Source organism: Halobacillus naozhouensis (assembly GCF_029714185.1).
Lineage (GTDB): Bacteria > Bacillota > Bacilli > Bacillales > Halobacillaceae > Halobacillus_A > Halobacillus_A naozhouensis.
This window is the reverse complement of the sequence record NZ_CP121671.1, coordinates 955227-975708: the sequence shown is the minus strand read 5'-3', so window position 1 is coordinate 975708 and position 20482 is coordinate 955227. Positions and strand designations below refer to the sequence as shown.

At 42.3% G+C, this 20482-nt stretch carries 22 protein-coding genes and 1 riboswitch; of the genes, 5 read left to right on the top strand and 17 right to left on the bottom strand.

Translation table 11 applies throughout. From position 1 onward, the window contains the following. Positions 1 to 60: 60 nt before the first annotated feature. The gene (locus P9989_RS05025) at positions 61 to 546 is read left to right on the top strand and encodes a DinB family protein (RefSeq protein WP_283077713.1); all 486 of its coding nucleotides are present in this window, start codon (positions 61 to 63) and stop codon (positions 544 to 546) included. A 62-nt stretch (positions 547 to 608) separates the two neighbouring features. On the opposite strand, the gene P9989_RS05020 is transcribed toward P9989_RS05025, so the two are convergent. The 6 genes from P9989_RS05020 to P9989_RS04995 form a co-directional block, all read right to left on the bottom strand. Beyond that, on the bottom strand, positions 609 to 1433 hold the full coding sequence (locus P9989_RS05020; protein WP_283077712.1) for a YihY/virulence factor BrkB family protein: 825 nt from the start codon (positions 1431 to 1433) through the stop codon (positions 609 to 611). Positions 1434 to 1548: 115 nt separating this feature from the next. Next, positions 1549 to 1719, bottom strand: coding sequence for a hypothetical protein (locus tag P9989_RS05015; RefSeq protein WP_283077711.1), 171 nt, complete (start codon positions 1717 to 1719; stop codon positions 1549 to 1551). Positions 1720 to 1877: 158 nt separating this feature from the next. Then, positions 1878 to 2948 carry a YkvI family membrane protein gene (locus tag P9989_RS05010; protein ID WP_283077710.1) on the bottom strand — a complete coding sequence of 357 codons (1071 nt, stop codon included), beginning with the start codon at positions 2946 to 2948 and terminating at the stop codon, positions 1878 to 1880. A gap of 129 nt (positions 2949 to 3077) precedes the next feature. Then, a complete protein-coding gene (lhgO, locus tag P9989_RS05005; protein WP_283078841.1) occupies positions 3078 to 4286 on the bottom strand; it encodes an L-2-hydroxyglutarate oxidase in 1209 nt (402 codons plus the stop codon). A 21-nt stretch (positions 4287 to 4307) separates the two neighbouring features. Further along, positions 4308 to 5585 carry an Nramp family divalent metal transporter gene (locus P9989_RS05000; RefSeq protein WP_346274891.1) on the bottom strand — a complete coding sequence of 426 codons (1278 nt, stop codon included), beginning with the start codon at positions 5583 to 5585 and terminating at the stop codon, positions 4308 to 4310. Positions 5586 to 5623: 38 nt separating this feature from the next. Further along, positions 5624 to 6280 (bottom strand): FadR/GntR family transcriptional regulator, encoded by a 657-nt coding sequence (locus tag P9989_RS04995; RefSeq protein WP_283077709.1) that lies wholly within the window; start codon positions 6278 to 6280, stop codon positions 5624 to 5626. Positions 6281 to 6524: 244 nt separating this feature from the next. Next, a riboswitch (SAM riboswitch) is annotated at positions 6525 to 6633 on the top strand. 120 nt (positions 6634 to 6753) lie between these two features. On the opposite strand from P9989_RS04995, the gene ssuE reads away from it, so the two are divergent. Next, a complete protein-coding gene (gene ssuE, locus P9989_RS04990; protein ID WP_283077708.1) occupies positions 6754 to 7299 on the top strand; it encodes an NADPH-dependent FMN reductase in 546 nt (181 codons plus the stop codon). A gap of 122 nt (positions 7300 to 7421) precedes the next feature. On the opposite strand, the gene P9989_RS04985 is transcribed toward ssuE, so the two are convergent. From P9989_RS04985 to P9989_RS04965, 5 genes are all read right to left on the bottom strand, one after another. Next, positions 7422 to 8489 carry a C45 family autoproteolytic acyltransferase/hydrolase gene (locus P9989_RS04985; RefSeq protein WP_283077707.1) on the bottom strand — a complete coding sequence of 356 codons (1068 nt, stop codon included), beginning with the start codon at positions 8487 to 8489 and terminating at the stop codon, positions 7422 to 7424. A 247-nt stretch (positions 8490 to 8736) separates the two neighbouring features. After that, positions 8737 to 9474 (bottom strand): amino acid ABC transporter ATP-binding protein, encoded by a 738-nt coding sequence (locus P9989_RS04980; RefSeq protein ID WP_283077706.1) that lies wholly within the window; start codon positions 9472 to 9474, stop codon positions 8737 to 8739. 12 nt (positions 9475 to 9486) lie between these two features. After that, entirely contained in the window at positions 9487 to 10188 is a 702-nt protein-coding gene (locus P9989_RS04975) for an ABC transporter permease subunit (protein WP_283077705.1), read from the bottom strand. Then, entirely contained in the window at positions 10172 to 10987 is an 816-nt protein-coding gene (locus P9989_RS04970; RefSeq protein ID WP_283077704.1) for an amino acid ABC transporter substrate-binding protein, read from the bottom strand. Before P9989_RS04970 ends, P9989_RS04975 begins: the two co-directional genes overlap by 17 nt. A 179-nt stretch (positions 10988 to 11166) precedes the next feature. Further along, positions 11167 to 12543: a Glu/Leu/Phe/Val family dehydrogenase gene (locus P9989_RS04965; RefSeq protein ID WP_283077703.1), complete on the bottom strand. Its 1377-nt coding sequence runs from the start codon at positions 12541 to 12543 to the stop codon at positions 11167 to 11169. A 207-nt stretch (positions 12544 to 12750) separates the two neighbouring features. Between P9989_RS04965 and P9989_RS04960 the strand changes: the two genes are divergently transcribed. From P9989_RS04960 to P9989_RS04950, 3 genes are all read left to right on the top strand, one after another. Beyond that, complete coding sequence (locus tag P9989_RS04960; RefSeq protein ID WP_283077702.1) at positions 12751 to 13944, top strand: C39 family peptidase; 1194 nt, start codon at positions 12751 to 12753, stop codon at positions 13942 to 13944. A gap of 122 nt (positions 13945 to 14066) precedes the next feature. Next, positions 14067 to 15128 (top strand): NAD(P)/FAD-dependent oxidoreductase, encoded by a 1062-nt coding sequence (locus tag P9989_RS04955; RefSeq protein ID WP_283078839.1) that lies wholly within the window; start codon positions 14067 to 14069, stop codon positions 15126 to 15128. A 458-nt stretch (positions 15129 to 15586) separates the two neighbouring features. Beyond that, positions 15587 to 17239 carry a peptide ABC transporter substrate-binding protein gene (locus P9989_RS04950; RefSeq protein WP_283078838.1) on the top strand — a complete coding sequence of 551 codons (1653 nt, stop codon included), beginning with the start codon at positions 15587 to 15589 and terminating at the stop codon, positions 17237 to 17239. 209 nt (positions 17240 to 17448) lie between these two features. Here P9989_RS04950 and gvpU read toward each other — a convergent pair whose 3' ends face one another. The 6 genes from gvpU to P9989_RS04920 are packed head-to-tail and all read right to left on the bottom strand — an operon-like array spanning position 17449 to position 20481. Continuing rightward, on the bottom strand, positions 17449 to 17853 hold the full coding sequence (gene gvpU, locus P9989_RS04945; RefSeq protein ID WP_283077701.1) for a gas vesicle accessory protein GvpU: 405 nt from the start codon (positions 17851 to 17853) through the stop codon (positions 17449 to 17451). 27 nt (positions 17854 to 17880) lie between these two features. After that, positions 17881 to 18738 carry a YtxH domain-containing protein gene (gvpT, locus tag P9989_RS04940; protein WP_283077700.1) on the bottom strand — a complete coding sequence of 286 codons (858 nt, stop codon included), beginning with the start codon at positions 18736 to 18738 and terminating at the stop codon, positions 17881 to 17883. Positions 18739 to 18755: 17 nt separating this feature from the next. Continuing rightward, positions 18756 to 19082, bottom strand: coding sequence for a gas vesicle protein (locus tag P9989_RS04935; protein ID WP_079526342.1), 327 nt, complete (start codon positions 19080 to 19082; stop codon positions 18756 to 18758). Between the two features lie 45 nt (positions 19083 to 19127). After that, positions 19128 to 19412 (bottom strand): gas vesicle protein K, encoded by a 285-nt coding sequence (locus P9989_RS04930; RefSeq protein ID WP_283077699.1) that lies wholly within the window; start codon positions 19410 to 19412, stop codon positions 19128 to 19130. Further along, positions 19378 to 19656, bottom strand: a complete 279-nt coding sequence (locus P9989_RS04925) for a gas vesicle protein (RefSeq protein ID WP_283077698.1) — start codon at positions 19654 to 19656, stop codon at positions 19378 to 19380. Before P9989_RS04925 ends, P9989_RS04930 begins: the two co-directional genes overlap by 35 nt. Before the next feature lie 18 nt (positions 19657 to 19674). Then, positions 19675 to 20481, bottom strand: coding sequence for a GvpL/GvpF family gas vesicle protein (locus tag P9989_RS04920; RefSeq protein WP_283077697.1), 807 nt, complete (start codon positions 20479 to 20481; stop codon positions 19675 to 19677). Position 20482: the final 1 nt, after the last annotated feature.

Genomic DNA, 20482 nt, shown 5'->3' with positions numbered 1-20482 from the left:
AAACAGTTGCCCTTTTTATGGTAAAATGAATACATCCTCTTGTTAGAAAGGACGTTTAAAATGTACGGATTAGATCAAAAGAGACAGGAAGTTCTTGAATTCGTGAAGAACATTTCCGACGATCAGGCCACCGTAAAACCAGGGCAAGAATCCTGGTCGATCCTTGAAGTACTGGAACACCTCTATTTAATGGAACAACTTGTTGTTTACCAAATAGGAAAAGCATTAAAAGAAGGTGATGAGCAGCAGGTCAGTGACAAACCTGTCCACCATACACCAGATCGCAGCCAGAAAGTACCCGCACCTGAAGCTGTTCAGCCAAAAGGAGAGTTTCATACAATAGAGGATGCTAGAAAAGGGTTAGAGAAAAGCAGGGAAGCCACGATGTTTTTAATCCATAATAAAGAGGAAGAGATCTTGAAAAACCGAGCTTTCCCTCATCCAATATTCGGAGATATGAATCTTGTTCAGTGGGTGGAATTTATCGGCTGGCATGAATTGCGTCACCTTGATCAAATGAAAGAGGTTAAAGAAAACATTTCATAATGAAAAGAGGACCGTGGCCGCCCGGTCCTCTCTTATAATGGCTTTGTGAACCTCTTCAATAATTACATTACCCTTATCCTGCCGCTCCTTACTATGGCATTGATTTCGCCGCCAAGCAGGATCATCAATGAAGAGAGATAGAGCCAAACCATCAGAACGACGATGGTCCCAAGGTTTCCATAGATGAGAGAATAATTGCTGACTCCTACATAATAAGAAAATCCAAGCGAAGCCAGCTGCCACCCAATCGCAGCAAATAGCGTACCAGGGATGATATCTCTTACACGCAGTTTCTCATTTGGGGCCACAAAGTATAAGCAGGCAAATAACAAAATTAAAATAAAAAAGCTGAGAGACCACCGCAGCACATTCCAGTCAGGTAAAAAGGCAGTGGATAATCCTGCATGAGAAAAAATGTACAGCCCAATTTCTTTTCCAAAAACTGATAACAATAAAGAAATAATTATACTGACAATCATTCCGACTGTAAGCATAATGGCTACCACCAGCGATTTAATGGGGGATCTGCTTTCTTCTACCCGATAGGCACTATTTAGTGTACGAATCAAGGCGTTGGTCCCTAATGCTGACAACCAAACGGTCATCACCATACTCAGTGATAATAAGTCTCCCCTTGTTACCTCAAGTACATGATATAAGTTGTTTTCAATCAACTGCATAGAACCTTGTGGGGCAAACGGCCTGACCAAGTTTAAGACGGATTGAACTGAAATGGGCAGAAAGCTTAACAAACTGAACATTAAAATTAAAAATGGAAACAGTGCGAGCAGTAAATAATAAGCCAGCTGTGCAGCCATATCAAACACTTTATCGTGGATAGAACGGTTGATTAACTCCTTGTAAAATCCCGTATTGTATTGTGTCATCATACTCCCCTCAATGTAAGCCTCTTGTACAAACTGTATTCGCCGCTCTGCACATTATTCGCTTAATCTACCTAGAGGGCAGGGTGATGACCTTCTTTTGGTCAGGGGGTTGGCGTCAAGAGGGGATGTCAGGTAAATAACCCGTAAGATAAAGCGGTGGCCATGAATACTGCTGATTAAGCTCATCGACGGTTCTGCCAATAGGATCCATTAGGTTAATAGGCACATCAATACAGGTAGAAAACCTTGAAATTATTTCCTTTCCAAGTTGTTCAGATGTTCCCATACAAATCCCCCCTTATCCTAACAAGAATCATATAAGGAAAGCCGAAGCAAGGTCTCCCATTGCTTCGGCTTCCCATGCATTTTTCTACTGAATGCATCTCCTAATTTTCATATACTACATCTGCGGAAACTTCACTTACGATAGCGCGTGTAGAATTCTTATTCCTCAGCAGCCACCGGGGCCGGCTGCTTCTTAGACCGTACCCAGGAGATCGTTACCCCGCCGATCAAAATGAATCCTAGATAGCCCATCAATGGGTATACGGTGCTGACAAGATCAGTAAATCCTACCAAACTTGCTGCAAAAGATAGAAGCCCTACCACAACTACCGCACCTCTGAACTTTGGTGTATCTGCTTCAACAAATCGTGCGGTAAATGAATACAGCATGCCAACCGCTGTGTTGAAGATCATCGAAAGCAGCGCAATCGACATCAGAATTCCTACGACAGGTGATATATCAGAAGCCAACAACAATGTCGGCATGTCAATCCCTTGCAATCGATTGATATTTGCATAGATTCCTAAATTGATAAGAACAACTAAAACGCCAAGGCAAATTCCGCCTAGAACAGCCCCACGGCCAGCCGATTTACTATCCTTGGCAGTAGAACCGATTAGTGTCATCATAGAAAAACCTACCGCAATATTAAAGGCGACATACAACAGTGCACTAAGCAGCCAATGCGAGGCTGCTGATGGCTGGGCCAACGCAGTACTTTCCAATTCCGATAGTTCGGCGTTACTGGTAAAGAAAGAATAAATCGTGATGATAATAATCAGTGTCAACATATAGGGACTGATTAAACTAATCACTGAAATCACCTTGTCTGTATTTAGACAAAGAGTCAGGGTAGATAAAATGACCATTAAGATATTACCTACTAAGGGTGACATCCCAAATTGCTGTTCGAAGATCGAACCACTGCCAGCGACCATAATGGTAGCCACCCCAAACAAAAAGAATGTCAACGTAATATCGACAACTGGACCTAAGTATTTTCCGCAAATATGCCGGATGACTTTTTTATGGGAGGAGACCTGTAAATGCGACCCCAACTGTATGAGTTGCATCCCGATAAACGCAAATAAGGCAATAGTTATAACTGCTCCGATAATCCCCCATAACCCAAAACTTGTGAAAAATTGGACAATTTCCTGCCCTGAAGCAAATCCTGCTCCAATAATGATACCGACGTAAGCGCCGGCGATTCGTAGTGTGTTCTTCATGTAGATGTTCTCTCCTTTGAAAGGCCTTTCATATCTCAGTCTACCATTCAGTTTATCAGAAATGTCAATTATCGATAAACTTCAACATGAGAATGGCCAGGAAATTCTACTGGCCTTTCAAAATATCCATTAGTAACTTACCGTTCCTTGCTCATTTTTCCCCACACGCGAGACGATCTCACGGCCGATTTCGATCGATGCCGTGGCAGCTGGAGAGGGCGCATTACATACGTGGATCATTCGCTTGTCCTGGATCATCATAAAGTCATCAATCAAATGCCCGTCAGAGTCAAGAGCCTGGGCACGAACCCCCGCTCTTCCCGGAACAATATCATCTTCACCGATTTCAGGAATAAACCGCTGAACCTCCTTAACCAGTGCTTTCTTACTATAAGAACGATACATCTCTTTTAACCCTTCCGTCGCATTTTTGCCAGCTAATTTAAGCAGCCCCGGATAAGTAGCCGATTCGATAAAATCTTTCATTTCAAAGTCCTTTTTGCTGTATCCCTCCCGTTTAAAGCTCAGAACAGCATTAGGACCGATCAGAACCCGTCCATCCAGCATTCTTGTAAAATGAATCCCCAGGAAAGGAAAATCTGGATTAGGAACCGGGTAGATCAGGTTTTGAACAAGATGGTGCTTCTCAGGCTTTAACTCAAAATATTCCCCGCGAAACGGAATGATTCTCATGTCCGTTTTAATACCGGCCATTTGAGCAATCCGGTCACTGAATAAACCGCCACAGTTAATGAGGGACCGACTCTGGAAGATCCCCTGGTTGGTGTGGAGTTCAACTCCATCTACACCATCCGTCATATCTCGGACCTCTGTATCCAACATAATTTGCCCGCCATTTTGTTGAATTTGTTCTGCAAATACTTTCGCGACCTGCTGGTAATTGACAATACCAGTACTCGGGATCCGGATCGCTGCAATTCCGTTGACATGTGGTTCTATTTCTTTAAGCTCTTTCGGTGAGATCTTTTCCACGTCCAAGTGATTTTGCAAGCCCCGTTCATAAAGATTTTCAAGCAACGGAAGCTCTTTCTGATTTGTAGCGACAATTACTTTACCGCAAATGTCATGCTCAATGTTGTGTTTTTTACAAAAGTCTACGATTTGCTGGTTGCCTGTACGAGCCAGCTTTGCCTTTAAACTGCCTGGTTTGTAGTAAATCCCAGAGTGAATGACTCCGCTGTTTCTTCCCGTTTGATGAGCCGAAATAGCTGATTCCTTTTCAACAATTAGAACCCGGGCATTCGGATAGTGCCTCGTCAGCTCCATCCCTACAGACAAACCTACGATTCCAGCTCCGATTATCGTATAGTCATACATCATTTATCTGCTTCTCCTTTACTAAAACAAATTAATAAGTTCCACAACACCTAAATACCCAAACAACAACAAGCTCCCGACTAATACAGCATTTGTGATCCAGCCATTCTGATAGACCTCTTCCACTCGTTTGGAATTTAACAATGTCAACAATGAAATAGCTAAGAATGGCATAAACAAAGCCCCTAAGGCTCCATAAGCAATAACAATTCCTACCGGTTTATCAAAGAATAGCAAAAGCATTGGCGGGAATGTCAGCCATAGTAAGTAGAAGCGGTAAGCGGGTTCTTTTTCTGACACTGGCGTGTCCATGTTCCGTTTACGGACAAGTCTCATGAAATCGGCGAACAAATAAGGAACCCCGTTCCAAACACCCAGTAAGGATGAAAAGGCAGCCGACCAAGCACCAATTAAAAACAACCAGCGGGCGACATTTCCAAACTCAGAACTAAAGATTGAGCCTAACGTTACAAGCCCTTCCTCTCCGTTGATTTCAACCCCCGTTCCGTATAAAAATTCAGCACCGATCACGAGCAGTGATGTTGTAAAAATGGCTGTAATGATATAAGCAACGGACGTATCAATTCTCATCATCGAAATCCACGATTTTCCTTGCCAATTTTTCTCGCGAATCCAATAACCATATGCAGCCATCGTAATGGTACCGCCCACACCGCCGAGCAAGCCCAGTACAAGTAAGAAGGATCCACTGTCGAAACGCGGAATCGTTCCACTTAATATATTTCCAAGGTCTGGCGCGATCATGATCGCTGATCCCACGACCGTTACAAACATGACCCCTACCAATACAGTCATCACTCGTTCAAATATATCGTAACGGCCTGTCAAAACAATTAAAAGCCCGGCAATACCATGAATCATGGCCCATGCCCACAAAGGCATGATGGGAAACATAGTGACCATCATCAGCGCAGAAGTCGTCATGGCTGCCGCCCCATAACTGAACCCCCAGAGAATAGAATAAACGCCAAAGTAACCTGTTGCCCATTTTCCCATCGAACGCCAGCCTTCTAAAATGGTCTTTCCTGTTGCCAATTGCCAGCGTCCCATTCCTTCTGTTAAAAAGAATTTAAGAATTGCACCGACGATAATCGCCCAAATCAAGGTGGTCCCGAATGAAACGCCAGCGACAAGTGCTGCGACCAGGTCACCAGTACCTACGCCTGTAGCAGCCGTAACAATCCCTGGTCCTACTGTTTTTAACTTTCCCCCGATCGTCGTGGGAGCTTTTGGAATCTCTGTATGCATTTTCTCATGAGAATGTGCTTCTGAACTCACAACCATCCCTCCATTGTAATCGTTTTCAAAAAAGAATATTATAAATACCGTTGTTTAACATTTTCAAGATGTTTTCTCATCGCTGCACTGGCAGAACTGGGGTGACCGTCTTTGATCGATTGATAGATGGCCCGGTGCTCCTGTAAGATTTGTTCACTTTGCCCCGGCACATCCAATGAACGGGCCCGACTGTCTTCCAGTCCAATTAATACCTGGTCTGAGACCATGTTCATAACTTGAGCCAGTAAATAATTTCTTGCAACCTTAGCAATGTTCATGTGAAAAGCCAAGTCTTCTTCAGCAGCCAACCTATTAGTAAACACGGCTTGTTCCAGCTGGAGATAGGATTGTTCTAACTTCACAATATCCTGCTGCCCCCTCCTATAAGCTGCGTAATAAGCAATATCCACTTCTAAGGCCTGTCGCAATTCCATAAGATCAATCATGTTAGCCGACTGTCCACGAATAAGGGCTTGGAGCTTATTCATAATATCTTCCACGTTATTTATTAAAAGATAAACACCACTTCCTTGCCTGATTTCAACGATACCGGACGACTCCAGCACACTGTATGCCTCTTTCACAGAGGTCCTCGATACAGACAATCTGGAAGCCAGCGTTCTCTCTGAAGGCATTTTCTCCCCAGGTAAAACTTCCCCCCTTTTAATACAATTTTTGATTTGTTCTACGATCATGTGATAGACACGTTTTTTTCTAACGGGAGATCCGTTCATTTTCTCGACCCTTTCATAAATTATTGGACAGGGTAAGTGGATGGTCCAGTTTAGTTTACTAGGTGACTTTTCAGAATTCAATGATTATTTAGAACCTTTTACGATACCTGTAATAAGTCACATAAGTTTCTGATTTTAATCTTTTTTCTGATTATTCATTGACAATAACAGTGAGTTCATATTACGATTAGACTCAAATTAAAAATTCTTATCCAGAGAAGCTGAGGGATCTGGCCCTGCGAAGCTTCAGCAACCTCTGACTGCTGTCAGGAAGGTGCTCCGTCCAGCAAGATTTAATTCTTGGGAGATAAGAGCGGAATGAACCGTTAAACCCTCTTTTCTCATTACAAGAAAAGAGGGTTTTTATATGTGTATGGATATTTTCCTATGAATGAAAGCAGCACATTATGATTTAATAGAAAGGAAGTTGTCATATGAGCGAAATCGTATTATTGTCAGGCAGCCCCTCGGAGCAGTCTAGATCAGAAAAGGTTTTAGATTACTTAAATCAATTGGTAGTTGAGGAAGGGTTATCTACAACGAAAATTTCAGTTCGTAGTGTTTCGCCTGAGGATTTATTTTATGCCCGTTTCGATAGTGAGGCAATTGGGGAAATTGCGGAAACGATCCAACAAGCAAAAGGTGTCATCGTTGCTTCACCCGTATATAAAGCGTCCTACTCTGGAATCCTTAAAGCCCTCATCGATCTATTGCCACAGGATGTCTTAAAGGATACGCCCGTTCTTCCCATTATGAGCGGCGGCAGTAAATCTCATTTACTCGCCATTGAATACGCGCTTAAACCTTTGCTGGCTACGTTAAAGGGACAAAATCTTAAAGGTGTTTATTTACTGGATGATCAGATTGATAAGTCTAAACCTTCCCGTCCAATTACCGATGAGGACTGTGACCAACGCTTGCAGAAACAGCTCGGTTATTTTCTTCAAATTATTCAGAAGCAGGTCCCCCTAACATTATAAGCAACGATCTTGTAGTTCCGGCCGAGGTGAAGGAGGGCTCTGTAATCACTTTTTTTAAAAAAAGGAAAAACACGTTCACTGGCTGTGAACGTGCTTCCTTCTTTTCACTAAAAGTGACTTGGTTATTTTCTTCCTGTCCAATACGCCCCCTCATCGATATGAACAAACGGAATATCCGTATCCACTTCCCCATGGATCCGATCCAATTCAAGGGCTTCCCCATTGAGCCACTTGCCAAAGTCAAGCTCAACAGGCTCGGTGTCTCCTCCAAGCGCAAACCACGTTTTCATTTCTTTTGGCAAATAACCAGATGTATGAATGGTTCCCGCCCAATTCCTGTATTGCTTCGAAAAGACTCCTTTATCGGTATCATTCATCAATCGAAATGCATCATAGGCCCCAGCAAGCTGACCACGCTGGCTATTTATCGATTCCATCCGCCTCATGGAATCGGCAAGATGGTTACGATTTTCTTTTGTCAGGATTTCAAAATGATTCGTACAGACGTTGGCTTGACGAACCTCCACTCCCCGAGGAGAAGCTTCAATAACATAGGTTTGATCACTTTTGCCAAAAACAGTGTAGCTGAACGAATGACGATGGGGAATTTCCTGAAGCATGGCTACAGCTTCCTCGACCGTCGCACAAGATTCTAGCACGAGCCTGCCAATCGCACAGCAGATAAATCCATCTCCGGGCTTTTTTCGGTGCATGAAATTGTAACCGAGCGTCAGTCCTTTTTCATTCATCCCATCCATTCGTCCGGTAATGCGCTGAGTGGGACCAGCAATAGCATAGCCTGTGTCTGTCGGTTGAAAGAAACTATAGCGGCCTTCGTAGGTTTTTGGCATATAATCATAGTTTCGGATCATATACCCGTCCCCTGTCATAATGGAGCAGCCAGAGCGCTTATAATCAACCCGGTAACCACCGAATTCCATCATCACCCGCTCCATCGGCCATTCTAAAGCATCACTCAGACCCAATAGCTCATCCCAGAGACCTGGAGCAAAGCGACTGATCGCCTCCCTGACTTCCGTTTCCTTCACACTAAACCGCGGTTTCCTTACTTTCCATTGCTTCTCACGGTTTTTGACCGTCAACGAGCCTTTCAACTGCTCACCTTGCTGATAGCCGAAATCATAATGTGTCCCTCTAAATTGTAAAATATCGCTATGTATAGGCTTCAAAGTACAATCCCTCTTTTGTTGTATGTCTTATTTCATTTAGTTTAAGTCAATGGCTCTAAGCGGTAAAGCGATTCGAACTCTCTCCAACAATTCTAGTGTGAGCGTTTAGGAGTAAAAAGTAAGCGTTTCTTTAAATTCATGAGCGCCTTTTTCCCTTTTATGAGCTTATTTTCTAATTTATGATCCGGATCGACTGAAAGCAACTTTACTTCAACGGTAAAAAAAGAGGCAGCCAAATTAGCCACCTCTACTGATTGATCATATTGAGAAACTGTCGAGTTCGCTGCTCCTTTGGATGTTCAAACAAAACAGAAGGGGCGCCGCGTTCAACAATAACTCCATCGTCCATAAAGATCACCTCATCGGCGACTTCTTTGGCAAATTTCATTTCATGGGTAACGACAACCATTGTTCTCCCTTCGTTAGCAAGTCCTTTCATAACTCTTAAGACTTCACCGACAAGCTCTGGGTCAAGGGCTGAAGTTGGTTCGTCAAACAGCATGACCTTCGGATCAATTGCCATCGCCCGGGCAATGCCGACACGCTGCTGTTGTCCACCTGAAAGCTTGTAGGGATATTCATACATTTTTTCCTGAAGACCTACTTTTGTCAGCAATTCCGCAGCCTTGTCACGTGCCTTGTTTTTATCCACTTTCTGCACGGTCACAGGTCCTTCCATGACGTTCTGAATCACACTTAAGTGTGGGAAAAGATTGTACGTTTGAAAAACCATGCCAGACTGCTTGCGGAAATCACGGATTTGTTTTTTCGTAAGTTTCTTCGTAAAGTTCAAGGTTTGCTGGTCGATGGTCACGGAGCCGCTTTCAGGTCGTTCCAGAACGTTTAGGCACCGCAGCAGCGTGGTTTTCCCAGAACCCGAAGGTCCAATAATGACAACCACCTTTCCCTGCTCAACATTGAGACTAATGTCCTTTAATACAACGAGGTCCCCAAATTGTTTATAAATATGGTCCATGGTTAGCATAGATAAATCTCCTTACGTTTTCACATAACGATTTAATCGAATTTCGATTTGATCTTGAACAAGGGACAGAATGAAACAAATCACCCAGTAAATTACGGCAGCCTCCATATAAACGAGCAATGGCTCATAGGTGGTGGCCACAATTTCCTGCGCTTTTCTAAACATCTCACTTACCAGAATCGTCGAAGCAAGTGATGTCTCTTTAACCAGTCCGATGAACGAGTTGGACAACGGCGGAATCGAAACACGGGTTGCTTGTGGCAGGATGACACGCCTTAGGGACTGGAAATTGGACATTCCAATCGAAGAAGAAGCCTCCCATTGTCCTTTATCGATCGATAGAATAGAGGCACGAATCGTCTCAGATGCGTACGCCCCCGTGTTTAAGGAAAATGCGATTAAAGCACCTACAAAAGGATCAAACTTCAAAAATTCAATACCAAGTGAGCCTAGTCCGAAAAACACGATAAATAATTGCACAAGAAGCGGGGTTCCGCGGATAATGGACACGTAAACACGTGCAATTCCGCTTAACACTTTAATTCCCGATATCCGCAGAATTGCTGTGGTTACGGCTAATATCAGCCCAATGAAAAAAGAGAGCAAGGACAATGGAATCGTGTAAGCAAGAACTCCTTTCAACAAGGGCAGAAAGGAGTTCTTAAGGATTTCAATTGATTCCGGGCTCAGCAGTACACTACTTAACTGAAACATCTTCGTTAAACCATTTTTTTGAGATTTCTGTTAGTGTTCCGTCCTCTTTCATACTTTTCAACGCTTTGTTTACAGCTTCTACGAGCTCAGGATTATTTTCACGGAACATCATCGCCGTTTCAGAGGCTTCTTCCTTTTTATCGACGATTTGAACTGGTGCGCCTTCCCCTTGTTCATTCAAATAATCAAGCACCGACAGACGATCGTTTACTGTTGCATCTACGCGCCCATTAGCAAGCAGCTGCATGGCTGGGTTAAATCCTTCTACACTTTCAATCTCAGCCCCATGGCTTTTAGCAATCGCTGAGTAATTACTTGTCAGGGATTGTGCTGACGTCTTGCCTTTCAGGTCTTCAAAGCTTTTAATTTCTTCATTATTTTTACTAGTTACAAGCACAGCAGATGTGTACGTATAGGGAATAGAAAAATTGTACTTCTCTTCACGGTCGGGTTTAATTCCTACCTGGTTTGCGATCATATCAAACCGATCACTGTTTAACCCGGCAAACATTGCATCCCATTTTGTTTCTTTAAATTCAGCTTCAACGCCCATCCGTTTCGCAATTTCACGGGCCACCTCAACATCGTATCCAGTCAGTTCGCCCTCATCATTATGAAAGGTATATGGGGCATAGGTACCTTCTGTTCCTATCGTCAGGACCCCTTTTTCTTTAATTTGGTCGAGTAAAGATTGATCACTTGCTGCTTCGTCTCCACTATTCTCAGACGCGCCTGATCCACAAGCAGCTAGAATAAGTATTAATAAGGACATAATCATCATTGCGCCAAATTTCTTCATTCGTTTTCCTCCTCTTTATATTCAATCCCTATTAGTAAAGTCGGATTAGTTACCTATAAGATCATACAAGGTGAACCATACTTCGTCAACAATAGAGCTCGCTTCTTAGTATAAGCAGACTTTTTTATAAAAAACCTCTTGAATTTCTATATTCGAAATCCAAGAGGTTTGTGCCCATTTTAATACAGTTTGCCTTGTCGAAACATTACCGTAGAAAGCTTCATAACAGAATGAATATAACAATTCTGTCTTAGTGCGAACGGATCGCCAAAGAACTGCGGCAGAATGGTGTCCATCGTCGTTTTCATTTTATCAAAAAGAAGGTCGTAAATTTCTTCTTCCTTATAGAATTGCGTCTCACGACCTTGAATCCATTCTAGATAAGAAACAATTACACCACCGGCATTCGCTAGAATATCCGGCACGATTAATACACCCTTGTCACTTAGATATTCATCCGCTTCTTCTGTAATCGGAGCATTCGCCCCCTCGATAATAATTCGCGCTTTAATCTGGTCCATATTGCGATCATGGACTTGATCCTCCAGAGCAGCGAGCATGAGCACATCGACATCAAGCTCTAATAAGTCATCCCGATTTTGGACTGTTGCTTTAATGTCGCTGGCTGCGAGTTCCTCCTCTGTCGTCGGCAGCTCCCCATCATGCTCTTTGGCATAGCTGTTTAACGCAGGAATATCAAGCCCATCTGAGTTATAAAGCATAACATTATGATCACTCACTGCAACAATCTGATTTTGCATGTAATTACACTGGTAGGCTTCAAGAGCACCAACAGATCCAAGGTTTCCAAATCCTTGAACAGCCATAGTCAGTTTACGGTCTGCATGATCTAAAGCCGTTTTGGCAAAAATATTATCCGTTTTCTTGAGCCATTGTTTATTGTCGTTAAGAAAATTGTGCATCATGTAACGGAAGGTAAAGTAGACACCCTTTCCTGTCGCTTCTCGGCGTCCCAATGACCCTCCGTTAATAATGCTTTTACCGGTAAAGCTTCCTCTGTAAGGTTCACCTGGGTGAGTGTTCTTATACTCTGCCATCATCCAATCCATCTCACGGTCTCCCGTGCCCACATCAGGGGCAGGAATGTCTTTATCAGGACCGAGAATATCATTATTATATTGCACAAATTTCTTACAGATTAAATTCAATTCTTTCGGGGTGTAGTCTTTCGGGTTAATCACGACACCACCCTTGCTTCCGCCAAAAGGAACCTCATGAAGCGCGTTCTTCAGTGTCATAAGCTTGGCCAGGTTGGACACTTCCTCTTCATTTACAGATGGGTGGAAGCGGATCCCTCCTTTATAGGGACCTAGTGTATTGTTGTGCTGGATACGAAATGAGGGGATGCGGACGATGGTTCCGTTTTCTAAGGCAATCCTTAGGAACGATTTATGTATCTTGTTCGGTGTCGAGAGGATCGACACTAATGATTTGAAAGCTTGGTCTCTCGTTTGAGCTTTCAAATCAGGAAGGAAATCCTCATCTTCCAGCAGCGCTTTTAGCGATTGTTCAATTATGTTTGTTTTCTCACTCATCAAAATAAATCCTCCTTATCATGAATGCAGGTCATTATTCCTATATGTCTATTCCCTTTTAAAAAGTTCTAAAACAAAAGGATGTTATTGGACATGAAAACCAGCCTGGTGCCCACACTTTTTCTAGTGTTTCTCTAATAATTTTGGTAATCTGATACTTGTTAGTACAGAATAAGAAATACTGTTTTATATGAAGGAGAAGGTGTAGTGCGTTTTAAATATTTATTTATGTTCCTGCTTCTCATTAGTATGCTTAGTATTTACGGGGTTGTTTTTGCACAATGGGAAGACTACACCGGGGAGAAACCAAACAAGGAACTACCTAAAGAAAAGACTGGTGAAGAATTGAAGAAAAACGAGACAACCGTCTCTGACGCCGAAATTAACACAGCTGCAAATCCAAAGCACCTGCCGTCCGCTCAAACAACAGCTAAGTTACAGTCATATGATGCAACGACTATTAAGAATCTCTCCCTGAATGGGACTCCAAGCGAGAACAGCCATATTTTATTACATAATCACAAACTGTATATTCCTATAACACCTGTAGTAAAGGCTCTTGGGGACAAAATTCAAGTAAAAGAAGATCACATCCAGATTACAAAGGCAGATCACACGAAATATTCCTTTCACAAAAATGGACTGGTCATCGTTCAAGAAGGAGATAAAGTTGTCTCATCTTCTAAAGTAAAAAGCGCAGCGAGCTTGTTCAAAGATAATCAGCCTTATTTATCACTTGCTGCTGTTAAAGAGATCCTTCCCTATCCTGTCACGGTAAAGGGTGGCCTCATTAACATAGGGGATGAAATCAAACCAACATCTGACTTTCCGCTCGATGTCCCACTCCTAAATCAAATGGACCCGCCACGACTATATAATGGGTGCGAAGTAACGAGTATGGCCATGATTCTTAATTATTTTGATATAGCCGTTACGAAAAATGAACTAGCTGAGAAGGTAAACCGCGTGCCATTGGTCTATTCAAACGGACTTAGAGGAAATCCTAACGAAGGATTCGTCGGGGATATGGAGGATGGGCCGGGGTTATCGATTTACCATGGTCCTCTTGCTGAAGCGACTAGAAGTTATGTCGGTGATCGTCTCATTGATTTCACGGGAAGCGGCCCCGAAAAGCTGTTTCACTATCTTGATCAGGGACTCCCTGTTTGGGTGATTGTGACGTCGACATTCGGACCTGTCAACAGTTTTCGCCCTTGGGACACACCAAGTGGAGAAATCGAGATTACTTTTGACTTACATAGTGTGGTCCTAACTGGCTATGATAAAAATAATTTCTATATTAACAATCCATATGGTTTCAAAAACCAGAAAGTAAATAAGGAACAGTTTATTAAAGGCTGGAAGCAGCTAGGCAGTCAAGCGATCGTCATCACTATGTAAACTGACTTTTGCTGTAGTTTTCTTCTATTATTTTTGGTAATGTTGAAGTAGAAACATCCGAAAGCGGTTGCGATGGATCAAAGTATGAAATGAGAGCTATTTTTAAAAAGTGGGTGTTAACGTTGAAAAGATTAGTTATACTTGGCGGAGGTTACGGCGGTCTTAAAATATTAATGAACTTAATTTCTAATAACCTCCCTGATGATGTACATATTACTGTAGTCGATCGGAATCCCTATCATTCGTTAAAAACGGAATTCTACACGATTGCAGCCGGCACCATTGCCGATCGCGATGTACGTATGGAGTTTCCTACGGATGACCAGGTAAATTATGAGTATGGAGAAATTGAGAAAATTGATATAGACAATCAGCAAATTTTAATGAAACAGTCGAGTGAAGCCATTGACTTTGATTATTTAGTGCTCGGTCTTGGCTGTGAGGACAACTACCATGGCATTGAAGGAGCACAAGAATTCACCGAGAGTGTACAAACATTCGGCAAGGCAAGACGTGCCGGACTGGCTATCGGTAATTTACAAGCTTATGGAATAGTAACCATCGTCGGTGCCGGACTAAGCGGAATCGAAGTAGCTTCAGAAGTAAGAGAAAGCAGGCCAGATCTTAATATTAGGCTGCTTGATCGCGGGGCATCTGTTCTTAAAGCCTTTGACTCTAAAATTCAGGGATATGTAGAAGAATGGTTTGCTAAAAATGATGTAGAAGTCATTCATCATTCCAATGTTGAATACGTAGAACGAGACGGCGTTTGCAATAACGGGGTTTGTTACTTGAATGACGTCACCATTTGGACAGCCGGCGTTCGGCCTAATTACTTAGTTCGGGAGCTTTCTTTTGAAAAGGATGAACAGGAAAAGATTATCCTAAATGATTATTATCAAGTGCCTACACATCCGCAGGTATATGTAGTAGGGGATTGTGCCTCATCTTATCACTCGCCGAGTGCCCAGCTGGCCGGTCAGCAAGGTGAGCAAATTGCTGAGGTCCTGGAAGCTGTGCTCAAGGGAGAGGAACCGAAGAAACCCGCCGAAATTAAGTTAAAAGGTACATTGGGATCCCTCGGGAAATCTGACGGTTTTGGAAATATGATGCAGCAGCCTGTGACAGGGCGTTTACCTCGTTTAGCTAAATCAGGTGTGCTCTGGTTAAGCAAACGCCACTAATACGGTACGAATACTTATTTTCACAATAATCGTGAGGACCAATCTACAAAAAGTAACTACTCTATTCTTTCGGGGTGGTTACTTTTTTCTTTTCACAAAAAAACCAATTACAAAAAGTGGTGGAAATCACCTATAAATCATCATAGGCCTTTCTTCCCTACCCCTTCTCCCTTCAAAGAATCCGACATTCCCTATATTCCTAACTATTCCAAAAAAAGGTTCAAATAGCCTATTAAAAAAGTGGCCGCTTTTTTATCTTTTCCCACCTGTTTAACTATCTACTAATTCCACAAATCCCGTGGTAAATCAATATTAGCGTGACTTTTACGCTTTTTCAAACAAGCTTTAAAGCTTTAATATCTTCCTGAATTAAATAATTGCGAATTTACTGACAAGTCTGCTACTATAAAAGTTGTTTCTATCAATTACATAATTTGGAGGTTGGTGTAACAGTGAAAATGTACAAGACCTTGTTGTTCAGTATGGTAATGTTAAGTACTTTTTTAGCGGCGTGTTCAGGAGAATCATCGTCTTCTAACTCTGAAACGAGCTCCGATGGGAATGAACAGTCCGATGATAAACAGGTTCTAAACATATCGGAATCAAGTGAAATACCTACGATGGATCCGTCCATGGCAACAGACGTTGTTGCTTTTCAATGGCTTGCAGCAACCACGGATGGCCTGTACCGGTTCGGTAAAAATGCAGAAATTGAACCGGGGATTGCTAAGAGCCATGAGGTAAGTGAGGATGGAACAACGTGGACATTTAAGCTGCGGGAGGCCAAGTGGTCGAATGGCGACCCTGTGACGGCTCATGATTTTGTTTATTCCTGGCGTCGCGCAGTAAATCCGGAAGTAGGTTCGGAATACGGACCTTACATGTTCAATGGTGTCGTTAAGAATGCAGAAGCTGTTTCAACAGGGGAAATGCCCGTTGAAAAGCTTGGTGTAAAAGCAATCGATGATACAACTTTAGAAGTCCAACTGGAGAAACCTATTCCCTATTTCAAGGAACTGACGACATTCACTACGTTTCTGCCATTAAATCAAGAATTTGTCGAAAAGCATGGAGAAAATTTTGCCCTGTCGGCGGACGCTCTTCTCGCTAATGGCCCTTTCAAGTTTACCGAGTGGAAAGCCGGTGAAGGCTGGGTACTCGAGAAGAACGAGAATTATTGGGATAAAGAGAATGTCAAACTCGATAAAATCAATGTGAAAGTGGTCAAAGAGATCGCCACGTCTGTTAACCTGTATGAATCGGGGGATTTAGACCGTACAAGTTTGACAGCCGAATTTGTCGATAAGTACAGTTCTTCACCGGAATTTTCTACGATCAGAAAGCCTAGTCTGTTGTACATTAAGATGAACCAGGAAAATGAAATTCTGAGTAATAAGAATGCCAGAAAAGCGATCCAGCGCATTATTAACAAGGAAAATGTCGCCAACGTTATTTTAAATAATGGAGCTACCCCGATCGGCGGAACCATGCCTGCGGAGTTCGTCTCACACCCTGAGTCTGGAAAAGACTTCCGTGAGATCAATGGAAATCTCGCACCATATAACCCAGAGAAGGCTAAGGAATTTTGGCAAAAAGCGAAAGAAGAACTGGGCGTTGAGGAAGTAGAATTAAATCTCTTAGGAGACGATATGGGAGTAGCCAAAAAAATGACGGCCTATTTCAAAGGTCAGCTTGAACAGCTTGAGGGATTGACCATTAATGTTCAATCCGTTCCATTCAAAGAGCGTTTACGACGCAACTCAGAAATGGAATATGAACTGCAAAACTATGTGTGGCTGCCTGACTACCTTGACGCCAACACGTTCATGAATTTATGGGTGACTGATGGTGCCAATAACAAAACAGGCTACGCAAGTGAAGAATATGATAAGCTGATCGAGCGCGCCAATAACGAACTAGCTCAAAAACCCGCAGAACGGTTTGAAGCATTCTTACAAGCTGAAAAACTATTAATCAAAGAAGATGCCGTCATCGCACCAATCTACCAGAAAGGTTCCGCTAAACTGCAAAAACCTTATATCAAAGGAACGTTCCGAAACCCAATGGGGTCAGGTTACATTTATAAATACGCATATATAGAAGGAAAATAGACGGTTCAACTGCTATGAAATTGAATCATGTAGGTAAGTTCCATCAACCCTGGCAGAGAGCATTTTCTGCCAGGTATTTTTCATCCCGGACGTACTCCGCAACCTTTAAAATGAAACTTGCGAAGAAAGAAGAGAGGAACGCACCATGATCCGAATCTGGTACGTTCCTTAAGGATCGAAAAAGACTTCTCCCCTACTTTGAAAATAAATCATCCTTTTTTGTTACTGCTGCTTTTAGGTTCTGAGATTTTACCTAGAAAGAAACTGTCTACTTCACTTAACTTCCCTCTCCAGAGAATTTTTCCTTTTGAAGGGGTAGGTTTGCTGTCACCACAGTAAACACGTGTATTTTTCAAATGAATGAAATGAGCTTCTCCGTCATTATTGGACTCGGCAGATTCACCTGCTTGCGCAAGCTGATTACTCAATTCCTGCGAAACATCACTGCCATCTTCAAACGATTCACTTAAATGCTCGAAATATTCTTTAGCTGAAACCATCGTTCCGGAAACAATCGCTCCATTAACGAGTAAGGAAATATCCAGCTCGAATCCATGCTTGTTAGAGGCTCTTACAAAGAATTCCAATATATTATCTTTTGCTGCTTCACTCATAGTCATCTCTCCTTATTACTCAATTACTTATGCAGAAGTGTCATCATTACTTGATAATGCTGTCACTTCCTCATTTGTGTCTTCATCTTTGGTATCCTGTTTCTTAGCTTTTGACTTTTTGGCAGTACTGGACTTATTCGTACTTTTCTTCTTTGAATTATTATTGGATTCTTTATCTTCGTCTACGTCTTCTTCTTTATCATTCTGTTTAGTTTTGCTGGATGAACGAGTTGGTTTGGAAGCTTTTTCTTTTTCTTTTTCTTCGTCTTGGTCCCTTGACTCTTCTTGTTCTTCACCCTGATCCTCGACATCCTCTTCTTGTTCTTCCACATCGTCTTCCTCAGAGGTAGCGGCAGCGGTGCTGCTCATTTCAAGGAATTTGTCCATTTTTTCTTCGAGACTCTGAAGACGTTCTTGAAGCATCTCGTTTTCTTGTTTTAAGTTCTGATAATCACGGTCCTCTTCCTCTTCATCGTCACTTTCATGAGCTTTATTCCCTGTTTCACTCAGTTCAAGTTCGGTATCCACATCCTCTGCAATTTCTGTATTTTCCTCTTCCTCATCCTCAGAAACGTCATCCCGATCTTTCTTTAAAAAGTTCGAGGTAGAAGATTTCATACTCTGAAAAGCTTTGCTTGATTTTTCCATACCTGAATCTTTTATACTAGTAAATGTTTCCTTAGCCATGTTACCAAGCTTCGAGCTCTGCCCCTTCAAAGCGTCCTTGCTAACTTTAGCTATCAGCTTTTTCCTGTTCTTAGGTGTGGATAAATAACCAACGGTCGCACCTACAATTCCACCCGTCGCAGCACGTCTGATAGGGCCGCCTTTGTTTGTGTTGTTTGTGTTGTTTGTATTCTTCGTTTCATTCGTTTGCTCAGCCATAAGTGATCCCTCCAATTTTATTCTTGATCAGCAGTATTCCAGCGGTTGTTACTCATTTGACTTTCCAGTGCATCGAGCCGTTCTTTTAATTTCTTGTTTTCTTCTTCCAATGCCTGATTATTTTCTGTAGCTTTTGAACTCAAGTAGGGGTCTGTTTCCCACCAGTCCATACCTATTTCTTTCGCTTTATCAACAGAGGCGACGATGAGGCGGATTTTAATAGTCAAAAGTTCCACATCAGCAATTCCGACACGTATATCACCTGCTATGACGACACCTTTGTCCAACACTTTTTCCAGTACATCGACGATTGTGCTAGATTGCATAGGTTGTTCAACTGCCATACTCGGTGCCTCCTTTCCTACTTCCTTATATCTTCGAATGCCGTCTTACAATAGATTTCCTAAAGGACCAAGATCTATATTTAAATCTTCGGCGTCAAGACCAAAAACCTCTTTCAATTCTTCCATTTTTTCTTCTAAATTCATTAAAGCGACCCCAAGTTCCTCAACTTGTTCCTCTGTTAAGGTACCACCTTCCACACGCCTCATCGCATGTCGTTCCACAATTTGCCGTAGTAATTCAATCACCGTCATTACAAGCTGGGCAAGTCCATCTTCTGCGTTATCTGGATCAAGGTTAATCCGTCCATTTGTCTGGCTGGCCGGTTGCATTGACTAACTCCCTCCTTTGCTCATCGAAGTTGTTTGAAGTTACACCACTTCGATCGTTTTCGTAAGATTGGACTAGTGTTTCTACTGAAGAAATTAAAACTCGTAAATCTAAATACACAAGGTCCACACCGGCAATTGATATGATTAAATCGCCTTTAATCGCCACTCCTTTATCAAGAATGACATCCAATATATCTATGAGTCCTACCTCTTTGTTTTCAACGGTTTCTCTAAGTGATGACATTTATCCATTCCCCTCATTTCAAGAAAAACTGGAAAAATGATAAGCTGGCCATGGTCCTGATGCCTCGAGCCTTAATCCTGAACCACTCAGTTCCTTTTCCTGAGATTCCACCTTTTCTAAAAAGGATTCCACACTAGCTGTGGGAAGCAGGTAAACACTGTTCCAACTCATATTCTCCTTAAGACCTGTGACGTCCCTACCCCAATTTTTTTTCACATCCGCGTGCATCGAAAAGTCTTTCAGCTCTTCATGAACGTAGTCACAAATACGGTCCTTTTCCTTCTCAAGCTCTTTTTCAATGAGATGCTCAATCTTCTTTCTTTCAAAAAATTGTCGTCCCGGAGGCAATTCCTTGATTTCCTTTCGCTTCTCTTCAATGGCAGCATTGTTTTGGCTTACTTGCTGCTTCAATTGGTCTTCATCGCAATATATTTTCAAGTTCCATTCCTCGTTGCCCCGCAGCAATTGAAATGAACTTTCAACCTTATCTTCATTCGATTCAATCGATTGTTGTAAACTCTCTTTACTGTTATAAATCGTGCAGAACTTCAGGGGAATCACTGTATAGTTGTTATAAAGTAATGTTAAGGCCTCATGATGATGAAAGGCCTTCTTCTGCAGCCATTCCAAATCATTATTAATCTTTTGTTCAATCGATTCTTCATCATAGTCATTTGGATCAAGATCACAAACGACTGCATTGATATTATTTATAGGGAGGGTGTAAAGAGTTCCTTCACCATCAAACCCTTCCGCGGATGGAAGCGGTTGTTGGTCTGCTTCTGCTCCCGGTATTAAGCCATATAAATAGATTTTCTTATCCATT